Genomic DNA, 20,588 nt, shown 5'->3' with positions numbered 1-20,588 from the left:
TATTAGATAGGTTTTGGAATTACATTTTATTTAATAATTCTAGGGGTGCAACGAAGACTCTGTACAGAATTCCTTCGAAGGTAAAGCCCTTTCCGGACATCTCTACCCTATAAATTAATGAGAAAATAATAATGAACAATGTAATGTAGAATTTCCTGTTGATAACAATCGGCTCAAACGCGTATGCAGACTTGCTTTTCTTCAATAATAGAGCAAAAAGTACGATGATCAGCATCATGTGAATATACATCCATCTTCCCCAATCAATTGCCAGATAAAACAAGGGAAAAGAGAATAAAAATGCACCAATTAATAAAATAGATAATACCTTTCTGTTATTTAGATACTTTAAATAATACCCTAAATGAAAAATACTAAAAGCAAGACTTATAAAGTACAAAAGGTATTCATTGATATGTCCTTTAATATAATCTCTTTCATTGATATTCCAATAGAAGATTCCGTATGTAGGATGAACTCCTCTGTTACAAAGGATTTGAAGCGACATTCCTTCATTGATGTTTTTCCCAAATTTTAAAATCAAAAGTGTGGGAATCCCAACTGACAGGAAATATTTAATATACCTTTTAAACTCAAATTTTCCTTCTTTTAAATACAAGGCAATAGCAAAATAAGGAACATAAAATAAAACCACTTCGTGTAAAAAAGTTGTCACAAATAATGCAATACAGAAAATATATTCTTTATTTTTTGAGAGCTTATCATGATCCAAAAGATAGACAAACCAAGTAAATAAGAGAAAAACAATAAATTCTTTTTTACCCACATAAGTCACTGTGTTTAAAAGTCCCACAAATCCAATTGAAGACAATAAAAGTGACAAATACAACAGATCTGTAACTTTATAACAAATCAGTTTTGTATAAAGCCAAAAGAATCCTGAAATAATTATAAACTGGAAAAAATATACTAAATAATTAAGTCTGATATGCGTAATATCCTGCAGAAGAAAAAAGAAACTTCCCGACAAACCTCTCCTTTTGAAACCGCCGTCCTGATAGTTAATCAGCCAGTCAGCAAGAATATATCCGTCGTCTTTAAGATTGTAATAATAGGTAAATATAAGCGTATAAACAGCCGTCACTGCAATAAGAAAATAAATAAAAACTTTAATATTAAAGTATTGTACAACCTTGTCTAACTTCATAATGTGTTTTAAAAATATTTGAAAAAAAAGAGAAACAAAACAGTTTTCAGTTTGTATTCATCATTTTCAGGGTTCAAAAATAATGATTTTAACTTAATTGCCGCTTTATTTCTCTTTAGCTATTTATTAAATCTCAATTATTCCTTGATAATTTTTACAATTTCTTTAGAATCATTAATTCTTACTAAATATGCTCCGGAAATCAAGGAAGAAAGATTGGTTTTTCCATTTTCAAATTTGCCTGATTTCACAAGCTGACCAGACATATTGTAAACCTGATAATAATAACCGTCTTTATTATCTCTCGCCTGAATATGCAATTCATCTTTCACAGGATTTGGGAAAAATGAAATTTTATCTTCCTTTACAACATCCTGAACATCTTTTGCGGCCAAAATTTCTGCAGGTTTTGCTATTGGCAAAGAAGTAATCGGAAGTCTCGGAATTACGCCTTCTTCATTTCCATTGGCATCATATTTTATTTTTGCACAACGACAGCTCATCCCGAAATAAGGATCATTATTATCATGAAAAGCAATCATACGGTTGGCTGTAGAAGCGGCATCAAACAAGATGTTAATTGGTCTTCCGATGTAATTCGTGTTCAACGCAGCTGTCCAAACTCCTGGGTACTGATAATTAATTGTATTAAAAGTACCTGTTGCTGGCTGATTCGTTGTTACACTTCTGAAACCTCTCGAACCTGAATTCGGATAGTTCCCGACTTTGTAAGAAGGATCATTGTAAATATAGCCGATTGTATAACTCGCAGAAGCACTTCTTCTTACTCTCTGACCTAAATAATCATTAATAACACTGTATGAAGTTGCTGCATTTTTATCTTTTTTATACCAAGGCGTCAAACCAAAATCCTGTCCGGAAACAATCGACACTCCCGTCAGATCCGGTATTCTCCAACCTTCAGGACATGGATCGAAAGGTGATTTTTTGCCACCTCTTCCCCATCTGTCAGGTGCTAAATTCGGTTCATTTGCCAACCAGTCTGTTCCGTTAGTATACAGAGGATTTGCACTGTTATATGCTGCAAATGTACTAGGAATCATATATACCAAAGGATTTTTCACAGAATAAGACAAAACTTTTGCAATCTTATCCGAAACTTTATCTGTCGCTGAAACATTTGCGTTTGCAGCATTTGTATAAGTATTGTAAGGCACAATATAATTTCCTGCCAAATCATTATAAGCAGCATAAGGAAGCGTTGTATAAGTTGTCGTTCCACTTGCTGTAAGAGAGCCTAAATAAATAGAATAAGACGCTCTGTCATCCGCATATTGGAAAACCGGAATCGGATCTTTTCTTCCCCATTGATAATGCATCCCTGTGGAAGCTTTAATTTTTGCTAATTCTGCAGCAGTTGGTGTAAGTGGATTCGCAACAACCGGAAACGCATCTGTTGCTCCCAAGTTTCTATCCATAAACTCTGTCTGAAAAACATTATCTGCTTTTGGTACATAGTTCACATAATTCGTTGCTGCAGTCATCGGTAATTCTGTTGTATAGCTGTAAGAACCAACTGCAGTATCCGTTACCCAAATATGCCAAGACCAGTAAACAGGATTTGAAATACTTCCGTTATGTAGAGTAATTACAGCATTTCCACTTTGATTAGGATTGATTGTTACTGAAATTTTTGAAGATGAAATTGCTCCTAAAGAACTTGGTGACGGATTAACAACCGTTGCATTATTTATTAAATTTGTATTCGTTGTCCAAAGAATATTAGCTTTAAGATTATTAAAATTAACGGAATTTAAAATATCCTTATTGTTTAAAAGCTGGCTTTGCACAGAAAACGCCTTACTAACCGGAATGTCTACAGTAAAAGCTGCAGTATTTTTTACAACCTGATAAGTATTCGGATTATTAAGACCTTCACGGTATTCTGTTTCAGGAATCAGATATTCCGTTGGAAAATCGTAATCATTCACCACATATAAAGGATCTTTGATACATCTGCAACCTGCCGCATCTGTTGTAGAATTACTTCCCAAAGGAAAATACCAGTATCTTCCCTGAACATTCGGAAAATTAGAATCCGGAACATCCTGCTGTATTTTGTCCGGAATCATAAATAAAGTTCTTGCGCCAACAGCTGGAGTTGTATCAAAATGTCTCGCCATTGTTGCCGTCCATAAGGTTGTCTGATGCTGATCCGTATATTGACCTTGGTGAGCATTAAAAACAATGGCTCCGGTTCCGGGGAAAACTCCCATATTAAGACCTCCTGCATTGGATAAATCAAATCCAACATTGGGATAAAGCTTAAAATTTGTCATGAACCCCGGAACTCCTGAATCTGTAGGTTTTATTTTGTGATAATTGTTAGCCTCAAAAACATTTTTAGCCATATTGGTTCTTACTCCGAAAGGCGAATAATCTACTCTGATATCATCTACATACGTTGAGGAAGCTAAATTTGCCACTAAAGCAGACGGTACTCTCCAACCGTTGGGACAAGGATCATAAGGAGATTTATTTCTGTAAGGTCGGGCTGCATCATCAGCATTGTAATTTGTATCAATTCTTCCCTGAGAATTATCAGACCAAAGATTAAGCTCCGGTAATTGGTTATCATTTACTCCAGGCATTTTACCAAACCAATTAACCATAAGATTCGCATTATTATTGTAATAAGCAATTCCTGAATTATCATCTTTATTTACATACATCAGACTCATCGGATTTTTTACCGAAAGTCTTATATTATTAATAACAGTAGCATTAGAAAGCAGGACAAACTTTCTTAAGTTATCAAAATTCGTTGCTCCGGTGAAGTTTTTTGCTCCACGATGTCTTATTCTTCCGATAGATCCGGTAACTTCATAAAAATCATTTCCTTTGTAAACCAGTGGCGGAATAGGATCTTTTCTTCCCCACTGATAAAGAAGACCTCCGTTTCGGCTCCATTCGTTTGCTGTAAGAGAATTGCTTACCGCTCCAAGATTTCTATCCATCCAGCCCCAGTCTGTATCGGGAATTGCCTCAACTGTCCCGTCTGTTCTCTGTCTATTTACATTCGGATAACTTTTATATTTCGATCCGTTGGAAGGATCATCTGTTACCCAAACATGCCATGACCAGTAAATTTCTCCGTCTACCCTGAAAGCAATTACTGCATTTCCTTTTTTCGCTTTATTTACAGGAACTTTGATCTTTGCATTCTGTCCGGAATCCAAAACCTCCAAAGCATAACCAGCTCCGGATTTTATCAATCCAGGAACGTCTTCCCATAAAACATCAGCCGTAATTTTTCCGTTCGGAATAGTAAATCCTCCTATGTATTTATCCTGTCCCCACATAAAATAAGCTTTCTTTACAGGAATAAAAAGACCATCACTGTTTTGACTGGGATCGAATATAAAGCTATTAGGAGCCTTTGTCCAGTCCGGGAGAGCCACTTTGGATGAATTATTTAAAGTCGGAATGTCGTTTAAAACAATGGATTTTGTGGTATTTCCATCACTATTGTGTTTTCTATCTAAACTTACCAAAGATTTGATTAAGGAATCCGAACTTTTAAAATATACATTTTTTGATATTTCAAAACGATCAAACTTCTTGATTTCCAAACCTTCTTTAGCGTAGATTCCATGCGAGACCAGGCAATACAGTATTGCCGCTAAATTTTTAACTGACTTTTTCATATCCTTAATTTTGTGCTGTTATGTAAGAAATACAACATTTAAACCCTTGTTAAAAAAAATCAATTTATTTTATAAATAACCAAATAATAATAAAATTAATATACAGAAATAATAAAATTATTAAATTATATATACGCAATTTTCATTTCAAACTTAGGAATTGCGAAAATACAGTATTTTTTAAGAAAATTTTTATGAGTATGCTCATTTTGAATTAATTTTAATAATAGAAAATTATATAGATGGCATAAATAATAGAATAAAAAAAGACAATGTTTATTCAACATTGTCTTTTTTTTAGCTTTTCTTAACTTTATTTTAGGGTAAAATATGATTATTATAAAGCTCCCAAGTAAACCTTCCTCCAATAATATTCTTGAAGCTTGAGAATACTACAAAATTAAAAATCGTTAATGCAATAATAAAAGAATAAATTGCTTTTTTGGAGTTTGAAGAAACTACATACATCGCATTAGGAATAATAATATAAGCAAACCCGATGAACGCTCCCGCCAATCTGGATGCGAAAATAGGATTGTTTCTGAAAATAAAATAAAAACAGATCCCAATGACAACATAGACCCGATGATATTCGTAGTAAGGAAATTTTTCTTTCATCTTTGTATCGAAAGTAAAGAGGAAAAATGTGAGAATCGCCATCATTACTTCCGGAATTCCGATTGCCCCGTTCAATCTCTCTACAGTCTCATCCATATATCCATTGAACCCTACCGCAAGGGTGTTGTCTGACGCAATACTTGTAAGTAGATTACCAAATACACGATATACTTCAAACGGTGATAAAAACACCGAAATTATGATCAAACTCAGCATGACAAATTTATTCAGAGGAATTCTTACCAGCCAGTACATCGGTAAAAACACATAACAAACCGTGTGAACACCTGCTGCGAGATAAATACAAATAAGATATGCCCAGAGTTTCCGCTCTTTGATAAACCTTATCCCAAAATATGCGATAAATGAACCTAAATTCTGCCTGATCTGCCCACTTTCTCCAATAAAAAATCCCGGAATAAACATAAAAAGCATAAAGGTAAACGGATAAAAAGTATTATCATTCGTATATTCTACCTTGAAATATATCGCCAGAATAGCAATTACAAAAGTCAGTATATAAAATGGTGCATTGAAAATATTCAGTAAAATTTTATTGATAAAAACATACAGCCATTCGACTTCCATCGGTTGCGGCCCGTTCATTCCGAACGCTTTCATGATAATTGATATATAATCTTTAGTATCAGAATAAACATAGATACCCCGGTAGCTTCCGTAATCCGGACCTACCTGATCACGAAGCCCTGCAATAACTATAAAATATACTCCTAAAGCCCAAAGCCACTTTTTTTCAACCTTACCATGAAAAACTTCCTGATAACTGAAAATCATCATATAAATAATGGCAATGATATAATATGGGTGTAATAAATGCATTCCTTAGATATAATGTTTTTTAAACTGATAAGATGCCATCACAACTCCCGTAAGAATCAAAGGCATAAACAATCTTGTTTCCCAAAAAAGCCCCACTAAAGTAATCATTATAAGATAAGGTGAAGAGAAAAACAGATATTTTTTAATCATCATTTTCCCGACCTCATCAGAAAATTTGTAACTGAAATAAATACTTAGTATTCCAAACAAAAGTCCCATCAGGTTATAAGGGCTTGTAAAATTTTTAATCAAATAGACGCCTTCAACGAAAGAAGCATCCTGATGAATTATCATTCTCAAACCAATATACGGTAAAATAAAAGCAATAATTAAAACCACCAATTCTTTCACAAAAGCAAAATTTCTTTTCTTTAAATTCTCGAAATCAATGAAAAGAGCTGCGAAGAAAGCAATATTCAGGCAAGCAGTTTCTCTTATAAATGTTGAGATAAAAATAATAATACTCAAAACAATCAGGTCTGTTGGTTTTCTGTTTTGTAGATATTGTAAGGTAAAAAAAACACCCCAGATATAAAAAAACACCGCAATCAAATCACAATTTGTAGGAACATACTGTAAGATCACAATAAAAAATATCGCAATCAGATGAACCATTCTTCTTACATTCTGATTTAAAAGAAGTTCTACTGGTTTTAATTTTAAAATTTTATTTAAAACAACCGAAGTCAGAATAAAAAAGAAAACATTGGTAAGAAAAGTACTGTGGTAAAATAATGAACCTTGCTTCAGAAGAAAACTCTTTGCGAACGGCAAATAATTATCCACGATAAAAGTTACCGTGTCTGTTACATGTACACTCAGAAAATTCGGGATGACACGATAAGCGTAAACCGAGGAGAACATAAAATCCGGTGCTTTTTCCCAGGATTTGATTCCGACCACATAAGAGGTCTCAAATCCGTAATAGGACATAAAAAAAAGCAGGAAAGGGAGAATTATTACAAATAAAAATCCGTTAATTTTTTCATCAAATATTTTAAACATATCAAAATCTAAGTCTTATTGCTTAGTTAATTTTTGTTTTAAAACGCGTTTCATCAATTGGGAACTTTTGCAAAAGTAGATTTTTTTTTCATTTCGGCTAAATATTTTATTGATTTTCAGGTAAAACTTATTGTTAAAACATTTTGAACTAATAATGAAAAATTTAAATTTGCAAACTTGATTTCACAATGTAATGCATCGGTTCTTTATATATTTATATTATCTGATCTCTAAAAACAAACTTCTTTCTGTATTTTTTGCAGTTGGAATAGCCGTTTTGTGTGGTTTTTTTGCTTCAAAAATTAATTTTGAAGAGGATATCAATCAGATCATTCCAAAAAATGAAAAATCTGACCTTACGGCAAAAGTTCTGAAACAGCTTAATTTTTCAGATAAGATCATTGTCATTATTGAAAACAAATCCAAAGAAGATAATTTTCAGCTTTCTGAAACGGCAGATACTTTTTTAAATAAAATTGAACCGCTCCAAAAATACATTGGTACAATTCAGGGGAAAGTAAATGACAATGAAATTTCGGAAACATTTGATTTTGTGAATCAAAACCTTCCTCTGTTCCTGAATGAAAACGATTATAAGGAAATTGAAAGGAAGCTGCAGAAAGACAGTATTGCAAAGCAAGTCGAAAATAATTACGTTTCTCTGGTTTCTCCGACGAGTTTGGTAACGAAAGAATTCATCAAAAAAGATCCGCTGGGAATTACTTTTTTAGGCATAAAAAAACTGAATACCTTAAATATCAGTAAAGATTTTAAGCTGGAAGACAACTACATCGTTACCAAAGACGGAAAAAACCTCTTACTTTTTATCGAACCCAAAAACAAAAGTAACGACACCAAAAACAACGAAACATTTGTCAATCAATTAAATACAATAAAAGATAACCTCAACAAACAATTCAAAGGGAAAACAGAAGTCAGTTATTTCGGTTCTCCGGTAATTGCAGTTGCCAATGCGCAACAGATCAAAAAAGACATTCAAAATACGGTCATGATTTCTATGACGGTGCTTTTGATTTTGCTGATTTATTATTTCAGGAATTTCTTTACACCGATTATTGTTTTTCTCCCGACTGTTTTCTCAGTTTTGTTGGCTTTGTTGATTTTATACTTTATCAAAGATAAAATTTCAGCCATTTCATTAAGTGTCGGAGCAATTTTGATAGGAATTACGATTGATTATGCCTTGCATATTTTGACTCATTATAAACACAACAACAATATTGAAGAACTTTACAAGGAAATCACGCAACCTATTATTTTAAGTAGTGCAACAACAGCGGTTTCTTTTCTGTGTCTGGTTTTTGTACGTTCGGAAGCATTGAAAGATCTTGGTCTTTTTGCAGCGATAACTGTAATTTTGTCTTCAATTACCGCATTGATTATCGTTCCTCAGTTATATAAACCAAAATCGAAAGAAAAAGAGGTCAACGCAAACTTCATTGATAAAATCGGTTCTTATCCTTACGAAAAAAACAAACCTTTAATTATTGTTTGTTCGATCATTATTGTTGCCTGTCTTTTCGGGTTCAGGCATGTCGGTTTTAATGAAGACATTGGAGATTTGAATTACATTCCAAAAGACTTAAAGATCAGTGAAGCAAAACTGGAAAAACTTTCAGATATCACTTCTAAATCTATTTACACAATTTCTTACGGAGATTCTGAAGAACAGGCTTTAGCAAGAAACTCTCAATTGAGTCAATTTTTAGAAAAAGAAAAGAAAGCTGGTAAAATTTTAAGTTATAATTCTCTTGGAAATGTTGTTTTATCTAAAAAAGATCAACAAAAAAAGATAGAAGAGTGGAAAAAATTCTGGAGTGACAATAAAAAGAATCAGACAATTTCTGAATTAATCAATAACGGAAACAAATTTGGCTTTAATAGTTCCGCATTCGATCAGTTTAATGAAAATTTAAATAAAAGCTATTCTACTTTAACCCTAAAAGACTACGAAAAAGTAAAAGCACTACAGATTTCCGAATTTTTGAGCCAGGAAAATGGGTTTTACACAGTTTCAAATGTTGTAAAAGTGGATGAAAAGAAAAGAGACGCTTTCATCAAAGATGTTGAAAAGAAACATGACGCTTTAGCAATCGACCGTCAACAGATGAATGAAAACTTTTTAGGCTTATTGAAAAGAGATTTTAACACTTTGATTAATTATTCTCTTCTGGCAATTGTTTTAACGATCATTGTTTTCTTCAGAAACTTCGAATTGACAATTCTTACCATGTTCCCAATTGTTTTAACAGGAATTGTAACCGCAGGAATTCTCTATTTCTTGGGGTTGGAATTAAATATTTTCAGTACGGTTGTCTGTACGTTGGTTTTTGGGGTTGGAGACGATTTCAGTATTTTCCTTACTCAAGCCATGCAAAAGGAACACACGACAGGGAAAAATGAACTTCCTACATATAGAACTTCCATTATTTTGGCGGTTTTCACAACCATTTTATCTATCGGATCTTTGATATTTGCAAAACATCCTGCTTTACATTCATTAGCTTTGGTTGCGTTGATCGGAATGTTCTCTGTAATCATCATTACCTCAACATTATATCCTTTCTGGTTTAGATTATTGATTACAAACAGGGCAAAAAAAGGACTGTCCCCGATTACGTTCAGACTGTTTGTCCGTTCTGTTTTGTCATTTTTATATTACGGATTGGGTGGACTTTTCTTTTCTTTCTTTGGGCATTTCTTCGTAAAAAAAGCAAAAGGAAAAACATTAGACAACATCAAAAAAGCAATTGCCTTATTTTTAAAATCCGTTTTGCATCTTACACCATTTGTAAAGAAAACGGTCATTAAAAATCCCAATGAAGATTTCAGCAAACCTTCCGTGATTATTGCCAACCACACTTCGTTTTTGGATACTTTGGCGTTGGCGATGGCAACCCATAAAATTGTTTACTTAGTTAATGACTGGGTTTATGATTCTCCGGTTTTTGGGAAATTGGTAAAAGCACTTGGCTTTTTCCCCGTTTCTCAAGGTATTGAAAACGGAATAGATAAATTAAAGGAAAAAATCGATCAGGGTTATTCCTTAATGGTATTTCCGGAAGCGGAACGTTCTTATACCAATGATGTGAAAAGATTTCATAAAGGTGCTTTTTATATTGCAGAACAATTCGGATTGGATGTTGTTCCTGTTTATATTCACGGGAATTCGGAAGTGCTTCCGAAAGGTGATTTTATTATCTACGACGGAGCAATTACGATAAAAGTTGGCGAAAGAATTGACAAAGATGATTTGAATTTCGGAAAAAATTATTCCGAAAGAACTAAAATAATCAATTCCTACTTCAGAAGTGAGTTTGCAAAACTGAGAGGCGAACTTGAAGATGAAAATTATTTTAAGAAAAAGCTATTTTTAAGCTATTTATATAAAGATAATGAAGTTGTAAAAGAAGTAAAGCAAGATTTCAACACCAACAAATCCATTTACTTTGAACTGAACAAACATATTCCGAAAGATGCCAATATTTTACACTTTGCCAATGATTTCGGACAGAAAGATATTGTATTGACACTTCAGCAAGCAGGCAGAAGGATTTTTACTTTAATTAAAAATGATGAAAGAAGAGAAACTGCCGAACAGACTTATTTAGTAAAAAGAAGGAAAATAAATTATATAAAAGATACCACAGAAATCAATAAAAAAATTGATATACTTTTGGTTTCCGATGAAAATTTCAATATGAATGACGTTACAGAATTGCCTGAAACAGTCATTTTTGTGAATATAAAAAACAATTCTTTCGAGAATATCAATTATACATTAGCGTTTAGTTCTGAATCATTAAAAGTATTCAAAGCTAAATAATAAATATGAAAAGCATATTTTTGTAACCGATAAAAAAAACTAATGCAAAAAAATATACTCGTTATATACTATTCGCAAACCGGTCAGCTGACGGATATTGTAAAGAACGTTGCCCAACCTTTTGAAGCAAAAAAGGATGAGTACAACGTGACTTATTACAATATCCAAATGAAAAAGGATTTCCCTTTTCCGTGGTCGAGTGATGTATTTTTCAATGCATTTCCGGAGTCTTACCTGCAGATTCCGAGTGAAATTCTTCCGCCATCGGAAGAAGTATTAAATAAAAAATACGACCTTATTATTTTCGGATATCAGGTTTGGTATCTAACACCGTCTATTCCGATCATTTCATTTCTGAAAAGCGGGTATGCAGAACAGATCCTGAAAGACACTCCTGTTGTTACCATTTCCGGAACAAGAAATATGTGGATGTTTTCTCAGGAAAAACTGAAGGTATATTTAAAAGACATGAAAGCCATACTTGTTGGGAACATTGCATTGGTAGACAGGCATGATAACTATACAAGTGTATTAACGGTGGTTCGCTGGATGGTAGGCGGACAAAAAGCAAAATCAGGGCTACTTCCTGCAGCCGGAGTTTCGGACGAAGAAATTAATGGTGCCGGAAAATATGGAGAAATAATCGAAAGGCATTTAAAAAATAATGATTTAGATACACTTCAGCCGGATTTGGTAAAAAACGGAGCCGTGGAAATCAGGGCATTTTTGGTAAGAGTAGAGAAAGTAGGAAACAAAATCTTCACTATTTGGTCTAACCTCATTATCAAGAAAAAAGAGAAGCGACCATTGCTGATCAAATTCTTTAAGGTATATTTGATGGCTGCGATATGGGTTATTTCGCCAATCGTGTTGGTTCTGCACCTATTGACAACACCAATTTTTTGGTTTAAAAGAAAAAGACAAAGAGAATATTTACAAGGAATTAATTTAAAATAGAATGTACGACGTATTTATAACAAAAGCATCAAAATACTTACCCAATGAGCCGGTTTCAAATGATGAAATGGAAACGTATCTTGGTTATATAAATGGCGCAAAATCTAAGGCAAAAGGAATTATTTTAAGAAATAACAAGATCACAACAAGATATTATGCTTTAGATAAAGAAGGAAACCCTACTCACACCAATGCACAATTAACGGCAAAGGCAATTGAGGGACTTTTTGATGAAAATTTCAAAAAAGAGGACATGAAATTATTGTCTGTAGGAACAACTTCTCCGGATCAGATCCAGCCATCACACGCTTCAATGGTTCATGGTGAGCTAAACATCGGAAAATCTATTGAAATTAATACCGCTACAGGACTTTGTAATTCGGGAATGAACGCCCTGAACTACGGATTCCTTTCCATCAAAGCCGGAGTTCAGGACGCTGCTGTCTGTGCAGGTTCTGAGAGAATGTCCGCTTGGATGACGGCAGATAAATTCAATCACGAAGCTGAAAATTTAATTTTGCTCGAAGAAAGACCGATCATTGCTTTCAAAAGAGAGTTTTTGAGATGGATGCTTTCTGACGGAGCCGGAGCTTTCTTACTGGAAAACAAACCAAGAGAAAACCAAACCAATCTAAAAGTAGAATGGATAGACTTCTATTCTTACGCTCATGAGATTGAAGCTTGTATGTATGCAGGCTGCGAAAAACAGGAAGACGGAAGCCTGAAATCTTGGGCAGATTACCCGTCTGATGAGTGGCTGAAGCAGTCTATTTTTGCGATAAAACAAGATACGAAAATCTTAGATAAGTATATTCTGGTAAAAGGTGCCGAAAGTTTAAGATCATCTTTTGATAAACATAATTTAGACCCTGAATCTATTGACCACGTTTTAGCACATATTTCTTCAGGTTACTTTAAAGAAGGTTTAAAAGAAGAATTTGCCAACGTAGGATTGGATTTCCCTTGGGAAAAATGGTTCTATAATCTTTCAGACATCGGAAATATCGGTGCAGGTTCTATTTTTGTGGCTTTGGAAGAATTAATGAATTCAGGAAAGCTGAAAAAAGGAGAAAAACTGCTTCTTTGTGTTCCTGAAAGTGGAAGATTCGCCTATTCTTGTGCTTTATTAACGGTTTGCTAATGGAAAACAAATTACCTACATCTGATCAGAATTTTGTGGAAAGTTTAATTCCACAGCGATTTCCTTTTGTAATGGTAAACAGCATTGCAGATTATTCCGAAACTCAACTGGTTTCAGGATTTGAAATAAAAGAGGAAAATATTTTTGTTCAGAACGGCATTTTTCAGGCTTCCGGTTTGGTAGAACATCAGGCCCAAAGTGTGGCTTTACACACCGGCTATAAGTTCTATTTGTTAGGAAAAGAAGCTCCGACAGGTTATATTGGTGCCATCAAAACATTCGAGACAACAAAATTACCAAAATTAGGAGATCACTTAACTTCAGAAGTTTCCATTATTAATGAAATGATGGGCGTGACTTTGGTCGATATCGTGACAAAAATCAACGATGAGGTTATTGCAAAATCTCAAATGAAAACTGTTGTAATGTAAATTATTAAATATTTGAATTGAAATTTATGCTCTTTGCTAAGTGAAACGCCTTTGTGAACTTAAAAACGTTTAACTTTTCAAAAAAACTTTGCGAACTTTGCGTTAAAATAAATTCGGAAACAATAGATAATGTAATGGAAATCAAGGAAGAAAATATTATCAACATTCACAACTTCTTGCCTCATCGCGAACCGATGTTAATGGCAGATTATATTCTGGAACTGACCAAAGAAAAAGTTGTGACTTCCTTCGAAATTTTAGAAGACAATGTTTTTGTTCACAATAATGAGTTTGTGGAAGCTGGATTGATCGAAAATTTAGCTCAAACCTGTTCATCAATTCTCGGACAAAGTTTCTTCGAAAATCCTGCAACAGATACAAAAGTGATTGGTTTTATTACCAATATCAAAAAAATTGAAGTTTTTGCTTTACCGAAAGTTGGCGACAAGATCATTTCGAAAGCATCACTGATTTCTCAGTTTGAAAACATCTGCAATATCTTTTGCGAAACTTTTAATAATGATGAATTATTAATCCGGGCAGAAATCAACTTGTTTATCCAGGAAGTAAAGTCTTAGAGAACAATATAAAATATAAAACCAACCTTTGATGAGGTTGGTTTTTGTTTTTAGCAAAAATTATTCGTCAGATTATACTATTCTGATGATATCCAATTTACTTTTCATAAAATTTCTTGATCTTCTCAGCACACCATAACCATTCTCACTGCCATCTGCATTGGTATTTCCTTCGATCGTCTCAAAAACTTCATCATTTACACCAAGAATAAGACCTGTATGAATCCAGTCGTTGCTGTTTTTATTGCTTTGTAAAAGAAATATATCACCGGGTTTTACAAGAGAAGGAGTTTTTCTCACAGAACTGTAGCTTATAAAATTATTCTTTTGTTTAGCATAAATTGCAACAGTATCACAGCTAAAACTTCTTTTAACAATATCTGTAAACTGCTGCCCTATCTGGCTGGTCGCCTGATCCAATACAGTCTGTACAAATCCCATACACCAAAGCCAGTCTTTTCCTTCATTCCCATCCATATAAGCTCTTACCCATGGACCGCTGTTGCTTTGCCCTTTTATCACAAGTTCTCTTGGAGCAGCATTTAGGTGCATTTTGGCAGCATTTACAACCAATTCTCTTAATCCTGAACCTGGGATTGGCTGTGTAAAAGCAACTTTCATCACATTAGACATTTCTTCAAACAGTTGCTTAGTTACAACACCATTAGCAGTATGCCCTTTTGCAGCCTGATAGTTTTTTACTGCTTTTTCAGTAGCGGGACCAAAATCACCGTCTATATTAGTTGTTATCCCTAAATTCGGATTTGAAAAAGCATACAGATTGAGCCAGCTCTGAATTTTTGAAACTTCTTTTGAAACATTAGCTCCGGTTCTGGATTGTGTTCCGGAAATTTCAATCTCTTTTTGAAAATGTTTTTTAATCATAACATGAGTATTTAATGGTTATTCGTTTAGATAATTTAATATTCCACGTTCAGAATGTAATACTCTCACTATCAATCTGAATATTGAATATAAAAATATTTTCATATCGTTAATAATTATAAATCTACACCTTTTCGTGCCTCAAAGAAATAACCATTTTGTGGTATTTTATACCTGAGGTTTTCACGGTAAAACATTTAAGATCCTTAAACCAAGCTTTGATATATTATTATTAATATTCTTCAAATATCTTTTATTATCAATATTTTAACTCCTTAAAGTTTAATTTTAGATTAAAAACGCCCTGAAATCGTCATTATACCATGTCCTGCATTTTTATTATCTTAGCCAATTGATTTAAGCAATAATTTAACAGAATTATTTCGGGTGAAAAAACAAGACCTTCCTCAAGATGAAAGCAATCTAAAGTCCGCAAACATGACTGAAGTCCTGTATGTGACTGATGAGAATAATAATTATACCACAGCGAACAGTATCGGCTGGGATATTAAAAAAGCTGCCTTGGATGAATCTTTGGCTTTAATTAACGAAAGAATCGAAGAAGCAAAACAAAACGTCGCCAACAATATTGTAAGTCCTATTATATATTTCATGGAATTAAATAAAATGGATTTACAGGTTCTTGCAGCCTACGTCGGAATGTGGCAATGGCGTGTAAAAAGGCATGCAAAACCGAAAATATTTAAAACACTAAGCGAATCCGTACTGAAAAAATACGCCGATGCTTTCGGAATTTCAGTGGATGAATTAAAAAATTTCAACGGAAAATAAAACATTTTAATTTCCTGATAAAAGATAAAAGCTAGAATGGAACTCAATTTTGAACATCACCAAACAGCACATTGCGAAAACGGTGTTGCCTCCAATTTATTACTCAACAAAGGGTTGAAACTCAGCGAACCCATGATTTTCGGAATCGGTTCCGGTTTATTTTTCGTGTATTTACCTTTTTTAAAAGTAAATTTCGCACCCGGTTTCAGTTACAGACCAATGCCTGGAGCGATTTTCAGCAAAGCAGCAAAAAGGCTGGGAATTAAAATTAAAAGAGAAAAATTTTCAAATCCTGCAGAAGCCCAAAAAGCTTTAGAACGAAATTTAGATCAAAATATACCGACAGGCTTACAGGTCGGAGTTTTCAACCTTACTTACTTCCCTGAAGAATACAAGTTCCACTTCAACGCTCACAATTTAGTCGTTTACGGAAAAGAAGACGGGAAATTCCTCATCAGTGATCCCGTAATGGATTATACAACAACTCTTACCGAAGCCGAACTGGAAAAAGTAAGATATGCAAAAGGTGCACTTCCGCCGAAAGGTCATATGTACTACCCCATCTACATTCCTGAAAATGTAAATCTGGAAGAAGCCATCAAAAAAGGAATTAAAGACACCTGTAAAAACATGTTAGCTCCTGTTCCGATTATTGGTGTTAAAGCCATGAGATGGGTAGCAAGAAGTATCCCGAAATGGGCTGCAAAAAAAGGAACAAAAACGACCAATCATTATCTTGGGCAATTAATCAGAATGCAGGAAGAAATCGGAACCGGCGGTGGCGGTTTTAGATTTATTTATGGGGCATTTTTGCAGGAAGCTGCAGTAATTCTTAATAATGACGAGTTGAAAGAACTTTCAAAGGAAATCACAACAATCGGTGACCTTTGGAGAGATTTTGCTGTGGATATTGCGAGGGTTTACAAAAACAGAAATTCAAAAAGCGATATTTACAACCAGCTTTCCAAAACAATGCTTCATATTGCAGACCTGGAAGAAGCTTTCTATAAAAAACTGAGAAAAGCAATTTAATGGAGAACATCATTGAAATAAAAAACCTGTATAAAAAATATAAAAATGCAGATGATTTTTCTGTAAATGATATCTCGTTGAATATTGAAAAAAACGAAATTTACGGAATTTTAGGACCAAACGGAGCAGGAAAAACAACATTAATTTCCATGCTTTCCGGATTGATAAAGCCTACTTCAGGATCCTTTAAGATCAACGGACTATCTCCTCAAAAAGATGGCTATAAATTAAGACAAATCATCGGAATCGTTCCACAGGAATATGCACTTTACCCAACTTTAACAGCTAAAGAAAACTTAATGTTCTTCGGAAGCCTGTACGGTTTAAGCCATAAAAAATTAAGAAACGCTATCGATGAATCTTTAGAAATTATGGGGCTGTCAAAATTCGCTGATAAAAAAGTTGAACAATTCTCAGGAGGTATGAAGCGCCGTTGCAACCTTATCGCAGGAACCCTTCATAATCCTAAGATTTTATTCTTGGACGAACCGACTGTGGGCGTTGATGTGCAGTCTAAAAAAGCAATTATTGATTATCTTTTGGATTTAAATAAAAAAGGAACATGCATCATTTACACTTCTCATCACCTTTCTGAAGCAGAAGAATTTTGCACAAAAATTGCCATCATTGATCATGGAAAAATCCATGCTGTCGGAACGCCTGAAGAATTAGTAAATAGAGTTGCGAGTGCAGAGAATTTAGAAGATGTTTTTATTTCATTAACCGGAAAAGAATTAAGAGATGTTGTTGTATAAATTGTGGAGAAGTTTCGTTAAGGAAATCCTTTTACTGAAAAGAGATATCGGAGGAATCGTCATTATTTTCGTGATGCCTTTATTATTAATTATCACGATTACATTGATTCAGGATTCTACTTTCAAAAATCTGGAAGGTTCAAAAATTCCTATTATTTTCATTGATAATGATAAATCTGAGATTTCAAAAAATATAAAACACGAACTGGAAAGCAGCAAAACTTTCGAGCTTTTGACCAATTATACTGAAAAATCTGCCCAAGAAGCCGTTTTTGGCGGAGATTATCAGATGGCAATCGTAATTCCTGCGAATTTAACGAAAGATTTAAATTCAAATATTGATTCTAAAGTTCAGACGATTGTAAGTTCGTTTGGTTTGGAAGAAAATTCAGATAAAACTCAGTTAAAAGCCATAAAAGCAAAAGATATTCACCTTTATTTTGATCCTGCAACCAATGTTGGTTTCAAAAACAATGTGATCAATGCCGTAAATAAAATGGTTTTTGAAATCGAAAATAAAAAAATTTACAAAGCTTTCCAGGATCAACTGGGAACAACCGAAAATCTTGAAGAAAATAAAAACCTAATCAGCTTTAAAGAAATCACTCCTAAAAAAGGAAAAATGGACGTAATGCCAAATTCCGTTCAGCACAATGTTCCGGCTTGGGCATTGTTTGCGATTTTCTTTATTGTCGTGCCATTATCTATTAATTTAGTTAAAGAAAAAAGTCAGGGAACGAGCGTAAGAGCAAGAATCAGCCCGACTCCTTATTTTATACACATTTTAGGAAAAACATTCACCTATCTTATCATTTGTATCATCCAGTTTCTGTTAATGGTTGCGGTAGGAGTCTACCTTTTCCCTTACATGGATTTACCACAATTTGATGTCACAGGAAAAATGTTCCAGCTTATTGTTGTAACCTTATTTTCAGGATTGGCCGCAATTGGCTTCGGAGTTTTATTAGGAACAATTGCTGACACTCAGGAACAGTCGGCGCCGTTTGGAGCGACTTCGGTTGTGGTTTTAGCAGCTGTCGGAGGAATCTGGGTTCCTGTATTTTTAATGCCTGAATTTATGCAGACCATTGCCAAATTCTCTCCAATGAATTGGGGATTAAATGCTTATTACGACATCATTTTAAGAAACAGTGGGATCAGCGGAATTGCAAAAGAGCTTACTTTCTTATTTTTATTTTATCTTGCGATGGTAGGTATTTCATTAATTTACGAAAGAAAACAGAATGCAGTCTAAAGAAGAAATTATATTAACCTGTACCGAAAAAGTCCGCGTAAGATTCAATGAGACAGACCCATTGGGAATTGTCTGGCATGGACATTACATCGTGTATTTTGAGGATGGCAGAGAAGCTTTCGGGCGTGAACATGGATTAACGTATCTTGACATTCAAAAAGCTGGATATGTAACTCCCATTGTAAAAAGTACTTGTGAGCATTTTCTTCCTTTAAAATATGGCGAAACATTCAATATTGTAACAACTTTCGTGAATTCAACTTCGGCGAAATTAATTTACAGATACGAGCTTTTTAACGAAGAAAATAAATTGGTCTGTTCTGGAGAAACGATTCAGGTTTTCTTGGATTCCGAAAATAATTTATGTTTATACAATCCCGAGTTTTTTCAGGCTTGGAAAGATAAAATGGGATTATAATGAAGAAGGAAATTTACATCACAGATTACAACTGCGTCACACCTTTAGGTTTTGATGTTTCTTCGAATTGGAATGCCCTTTTAGAAGGAAAATCCGGCGTAGCTTTACACGAAATCATAGAAAATCAGGAAGCTTTTTATGCGTCCATGATTGATTCTGAAAAATTGGAAGAAGAGTTTAATAGATTCTTCGACTTAGCTCAAAACGACAATGCAAATTTCACAAGACTTGAAAAAATGTTTTTGTTAAGCTTAAAACCTTTGGTTGAAAGACATCATATTTCAGAAGAAACTGCTTTCATTTTATCTACAACAAAAGGAAATATCAGTTTATTAAAAAATCAAACTACTTTACCGGAAGGCGTTTATCTTTCAAGCTTAGCTCAAAAAATTGCTGCTTTTTTTGGATTTAAAACGAAACCAATTGTTGTTTCTAATGCCTGTGTTTCCGGAGTGATGGCAATTGCTGTTGCGAAAAATATGATTCAGGCAGGAAAATATAAAGATGCTTTTGTGATTGCCGGAGACGAAATTTCGGAGTTTGTAATTTCAGGCTTCAATTCTTTTCAGGCAATCGGAACAGAAATCTGTAAACCTTACGATAAAAACCGTGACGGAATTAATATTGGTGAAGCAACTGCAGCAGTTTATATCACAGGTCATTGCGAGGAACGAGGTGACGAAGCAATCTCAAACGAAAAATTTCGTTTCAAAATTTTAGGAGATTCAGCCATCAACGATGCGAATCATATTTCCGGTCCTTCAAGAACAGGAGATGGATTGTTTGCAAGCATTAACACTGCAATGACAGAAGCAAATATTCCTGCAGAGAAAATCGATTTTATTTCTGCACACGGAACGGCAACAATATATAACGACGAAATGGAAGCCATCGCTTTTAACAGAATGGAGTTACAAAACGTTCCTTTAAACAGTATGAAAGGTTATTACGGACATTGTTTGGGAGCATCGGGTTTATTGGAAAGCATTATTTCAATGGAAAGTGCATTGAAGAATATATTAATTCCATCTAAAAACTTTAAAGAGACGGGAACTTCCCAGTCTTTGAACATTATAAAAGAAAACCAACCTGCGGAAATCAAATATATTTTGAAAACAGCTTCAGGTTTTGGTGGGTGTAATGCGGCAATTGTTTTGGAAAAAGCATAAAATTAATTTTGTAATTTTGATAGATATAA

16 protein-coding genes are annotated in these 20,588 nt (G+C 34.0%); 11 read left to right on the top strand and 5 right to left on the bottom strand.

Annotation, left to right across the window (positions count from 1 at the left end; genetic code table 11):
• Positions 1-19: 19 nt before the first annotated feature.
• The 4 genes from ABD745_RS19295 to ABD745_RS19280 all read right to left on the bottom strand — a co-directional run bounded on the left by ABD745_RS19295 (position 20) and on the right by ABD745_RS19280 (position 7,227).
• Positions 20-1,168: a hypothetical protein gene (locus tag ABD745_RS19295; RefSeq protein WP_344833974.1), complete on the bottom strand. Its 1,149-nt coding sequence runs from the start codon at positions 1,166-1,168 to the stop codon at positions 20-22.
• Between the two features lie 137 nt (positions 1,169-1,305).
• Positions 1,306-4,836, bottom strand: coding sequence for a T9SS type A sorting domain-containing protein (locus ABD745_RS19290; RefSeq protein ID WP_344833971.1), 3,531 nt, complete (start codon positions 4,834-4,836; stop codon positions 1,306-1,308).
• Positions 4,837-5,154: 318 nt separating this feature from the next.
• Positions 5,155-6,294, bottom strand: a complete 1,140-nt coding sequence (locus tag ABD745_RS19285) for an EpsG family protein (RefSeq protein WP_344833969.1) — start codon at positions 6,292-6,294, stop codon at positions 5,155-5,157.
• Positions 6,295-6,297: 3 nt separating this feature from the next.
• Positions 6,298-7,227 carry a hypothetical protein gene (locus ABD745_RS19280; RefSeq protein ID WP_344833966.1) on the bottom strand — a complete coding sequence of 310 codons (930 nt, stop codon included), beginning with the start codon at positions 7,225-7,227 and terminating at the stop codon, positions 6,298-6,300.
• Between the two features lie 265 nt (positions 7,228-7,492).
• On the opposite strand from ABD745_RS19280, the gene ABD745_RS19275 reads away from it, so the two are divergent.
• The 5 genes from ABD745_RS19275 to ABD745_RS19255 all read left to right on the top strand — a co-directional run bounded on the left by ABD745_RS19275 (position 7,493) and on the right by ABD745_RS19255 (position 14,253).
• Positions 7,493-11,146: an MMPL family transporter gene (locus ABD745_RS19275; RefSeq protein WP_344833963.1), complete on the top strand. Its 3,654-nt coding sequence runs from the start codon at positions 7,493-7,495 to the stop codon at positions 11,144-11,146.
• A gap of 42 nt (positions 11,147-11,188) precedes the next feature.
• Positions 11,189-12,103, top strand: a complete 915-nt coding sequence (locus ABD745_RS19270) for a dialkylrecorsinol condensing enzyme DarA (RefSeq protein ID WP_344833960.1) — start codon at positions 11,189-11,191, stop codon at positions 12,101-12,103.
• Position 12,104: 1 nt separating this feature from the next.
• Positions 12,105-13,244, top strand: a complete 1,140-nt coding sequence (darB, locus tag ABD745_RS19265) for a dialkylresorcinol biosynthesis protein DarB (protein WP_047398599.1) — start codon at positions 12,105-12,107, stop codon at positions 13,242-13,244.
• On the top strand, positions 13,244-13,675 hold the full coding sequence (locus ABD745_RS19260; protein WP_344833958.1) for a hotdog family protein: 432 nt from the start codon (positions 13,244-13,246) through the stop codon (positions 13,673-13,675). Before darB ends, ABD745_RS19260 begins: the two co-directional genes overlap by 1 nt.
• A gap of 134 nt (positions 13,676-13,809) precedes the next feature.
• Positions 13,810-14,253, top strand: coding sequence for a hotdog family protein (locus tag ABD745_RS19255; protein ID WP_344833955.1), 444 nt, complete (start codon positions 13,810-13,812; stop codon positions 14,251-14,253).
• A gap of 72 nt (positions 14,254-14,325) precedes the next feature.
• Here ABD745_RS19255 and ABD745_RS19250 read toward each other — a convergent pair whose 3' ends face one another.
• Complete coding sequence (locus ABD745_RS19250) at positions 14,326-15,138, bottom strand: peptidoglycan-binding protein (RefSeq protein ID WP_344833953.1); 813 nt, start codon at positions 15,136-15,138, stop codon at positions 14,326-14,328.
• Between the two features lie 387 nt (positions 15,139-15,525).
• Here ABD745_RS19250 and DarG point away from each other — a divergent pair, with 387 nt between their 5' ends.
• Genes DarG through ABD745_RS19220 form a run of 6 tightly spaced genes read left to right on the top strand, consistent with a single transcriptional unit; the run spans position 15,526 to position 20,559 of the window.
• Complete coding sequence (gene DarG, locus ABD745_RS19245) at positions 15,526-15,930, top strand: flexirubin biosynthesis protein DarG (protein WP_344833950.1); 405 nt, start codon at positions 15,526-15,528, stop codon at positions 15,928-15,930.
• Positions 15,931-15,966: 36 nt separating this feature from the next.
• Entirely contained in the window at positions 15,967-16,962 is a 996-nt protein-coding gene (gene darH, locus ABD745_RS19240) for a BtrH-related acyltransferase DarH (RefSeq protein WP_344833947.1), read from the top strand.
• Complete coding sequence (locus ABD745_RS19235; RefSeq protein ID WP_344833945.1) at positions 16,962-17,717, top strand: ABC transporter ATP-binding protein; 756 nt, start codon at positions 16,962-16,964, stop codon at positions 17,715-17,717. Before darH ends, ABD745_RS19235 begins: the two co-directional genes overlap by 1 nt.
• Positions 17,704-18,972 (top strand): ABC transporter permease, encoded by a 1,269-nt coding sequence (locus tag ABD745_RS19230; RefSeq protein WP_344833942.1) that lies wholly within the window; start codon positions 17,704-17,706, stop codon positions 18,970-18,972. The genes ABD745_RS19235 and ABD745_RS19230 overlap by 14 nt, the downstream gene beginning before the upstream one ends.
• Entirely contained in the window at positions 18,962-19,390 is a 429-nt protein-coding gene (locus ABD745_RS19225) for an acyl-CoA thioesterase (RefSeq protein ID WP_344833940.1), read from the top strand. The genes ABD745_RS19230 and ABD745_RS19225 overlap by 11 nt, the downstream gene beginning before the upstream one ends.
• On the top strand, positions 19,390-20,559 hold the full coding sequence (locus ABD745_RS19220; protein WP_344833937.1) for a beta-ketoacyl synthase N-terminal-like domain-containing protein: 1,170 nt from the start codon (positions 19,390-19,392) through the stop codon (positions 20,557-20,559). Before ABD745_RS19225 ends, ABD745_RS19220 begins: the two co-directional genes overlap by 1 nt.
• Positions 20,560-20,588 lie beyond the last annotated feature (29 nt).

The sequence above is a fragment of the Chryseobacterium ginsenosidimutans genome, assembly GCF_039536845.1.
Taxonomy (GTDB): domain Bacteria; phylum Bacteroidota; class Bacteroidia; order Flavobacteriales; family Weeksellaceae; genus Chryseobacterium; species Chryseobacterium ginsenosidimutans_B.
The sequence above is the reverse complement of the archived record's forward strand: the minus strand, read 5'-3'. Positions and strand labels throughout refer to the sequence as shown.

What these genes read in the sequence shown, in the direction of transcription:
- ABD745_RS19295 (WP_344833974.1), bottom strand. Translation starts at nt 1,168, where the DNA reads ATGAAGTTAGACAAGGTTGTACAATACTTTAATATTAAAGTTTTTATT.
- ABD745_RS19290 (WP_344833971.1), bottom strand. Translation starts at nt 4,836, where the DNA reads ATGAAAAAGTCAGTTAAAAATTTAGCGGCAATACTGTATTGCCTGGTC.
- ABD745_RS19285 (WP_344833969.1), bottom strand. Translation starts at nt 6,294, where the DNA reads ATGCATTTATTACACCCATATTATATCATTGCCATTATTTATATGATG.
- ABD745_RS19280 (WP_344833966.1), bottom strand. Translation starts at nt 7,227, where the DNA reads ATGTCCTATTACGGATTTGAGACCTCTTATGTGGTCGGAATCAAATCC.
- ABD745_RS19275 (WP_344833963.1), top strand. Translation starts at nt 7,493, where the DNA reads ATGCATCGGTTCTTTATATATTTATATTATCTGATCTCTAAAAACAAA.
- ABD745_RS19270 (WP_344833960.1), top strand. Translation starts at nt 11,189, where the DNA reads ATGCAAAAAAATATACTCGTTATATACTATTCGCAAACCGGTCAGCTG.
- darB (WP_047398599.1), top strand. Translation starts at nt 12,105, where the DNA reads ATGTACGACGTATTTATAACAAAAGCATCAAAATACTTACCCAATGAG.
- ABD745_RS19260 (WP_344833958.1), top strand. Translation starts at nt 13,244, where the DNA reads ATGGAAAACAAATTACCTACATCTGATCAGAATTTTGTGGAAAGTTTA.
- ABD745_RS19255 (WP_344833955.1), top strand. Translation starts at nt 13,810, where the DNA reads ATGGAAATCAAGGAAGAAAATATTATCAACATTCACAACTTCTTGCCT.
- ABD745_RS19250 (WP_344833953.1), bottom strand. Translation starts at nt 15,138, where the DNA reads ATGATTAAAAAACATTTTCAAAAAGAGATTGAAATTTCCGGAACACAA.
- darH (WP_344833947.1), top strand. Translation starts at nt 15,967, where the DNA reads ATGGAACTCAATTTTGAACATCACCAAACAGCACATTGCGAAAACGGT.
- ABD745_RS19235 (WP_344833945.1), top strand. Translation starts at nt 16,962, where the DNA reads ATGGAGAACATCATTGAAATAAAAAACCTGTATAAAAAATATAAAAAT.
- ABD745_RS19230 (WP_344833942.1), top strand. Translation starts at nt 17,704, where the DNA reads ATGTTGTTGTATAAATTGTGGAGAAGTTTCGTTAAGGAAATCCTTTTA.
- ABD745_RS19225 (WP_344833940.1), top strand. Translation starts at nt 18,962, where the DNA reads ATGCAGTCTAAAGAAGAAATTATATTAACCTGTACCGAAAAAGTCCGC.
- ABD745_RS19220 (WP_344833937.1), top strand. Translation starts at nt 19,390, where the DNA reads ATGAAGAAGGAAATTTACATCACAGATTACAACTGCGTCACACCTTTA.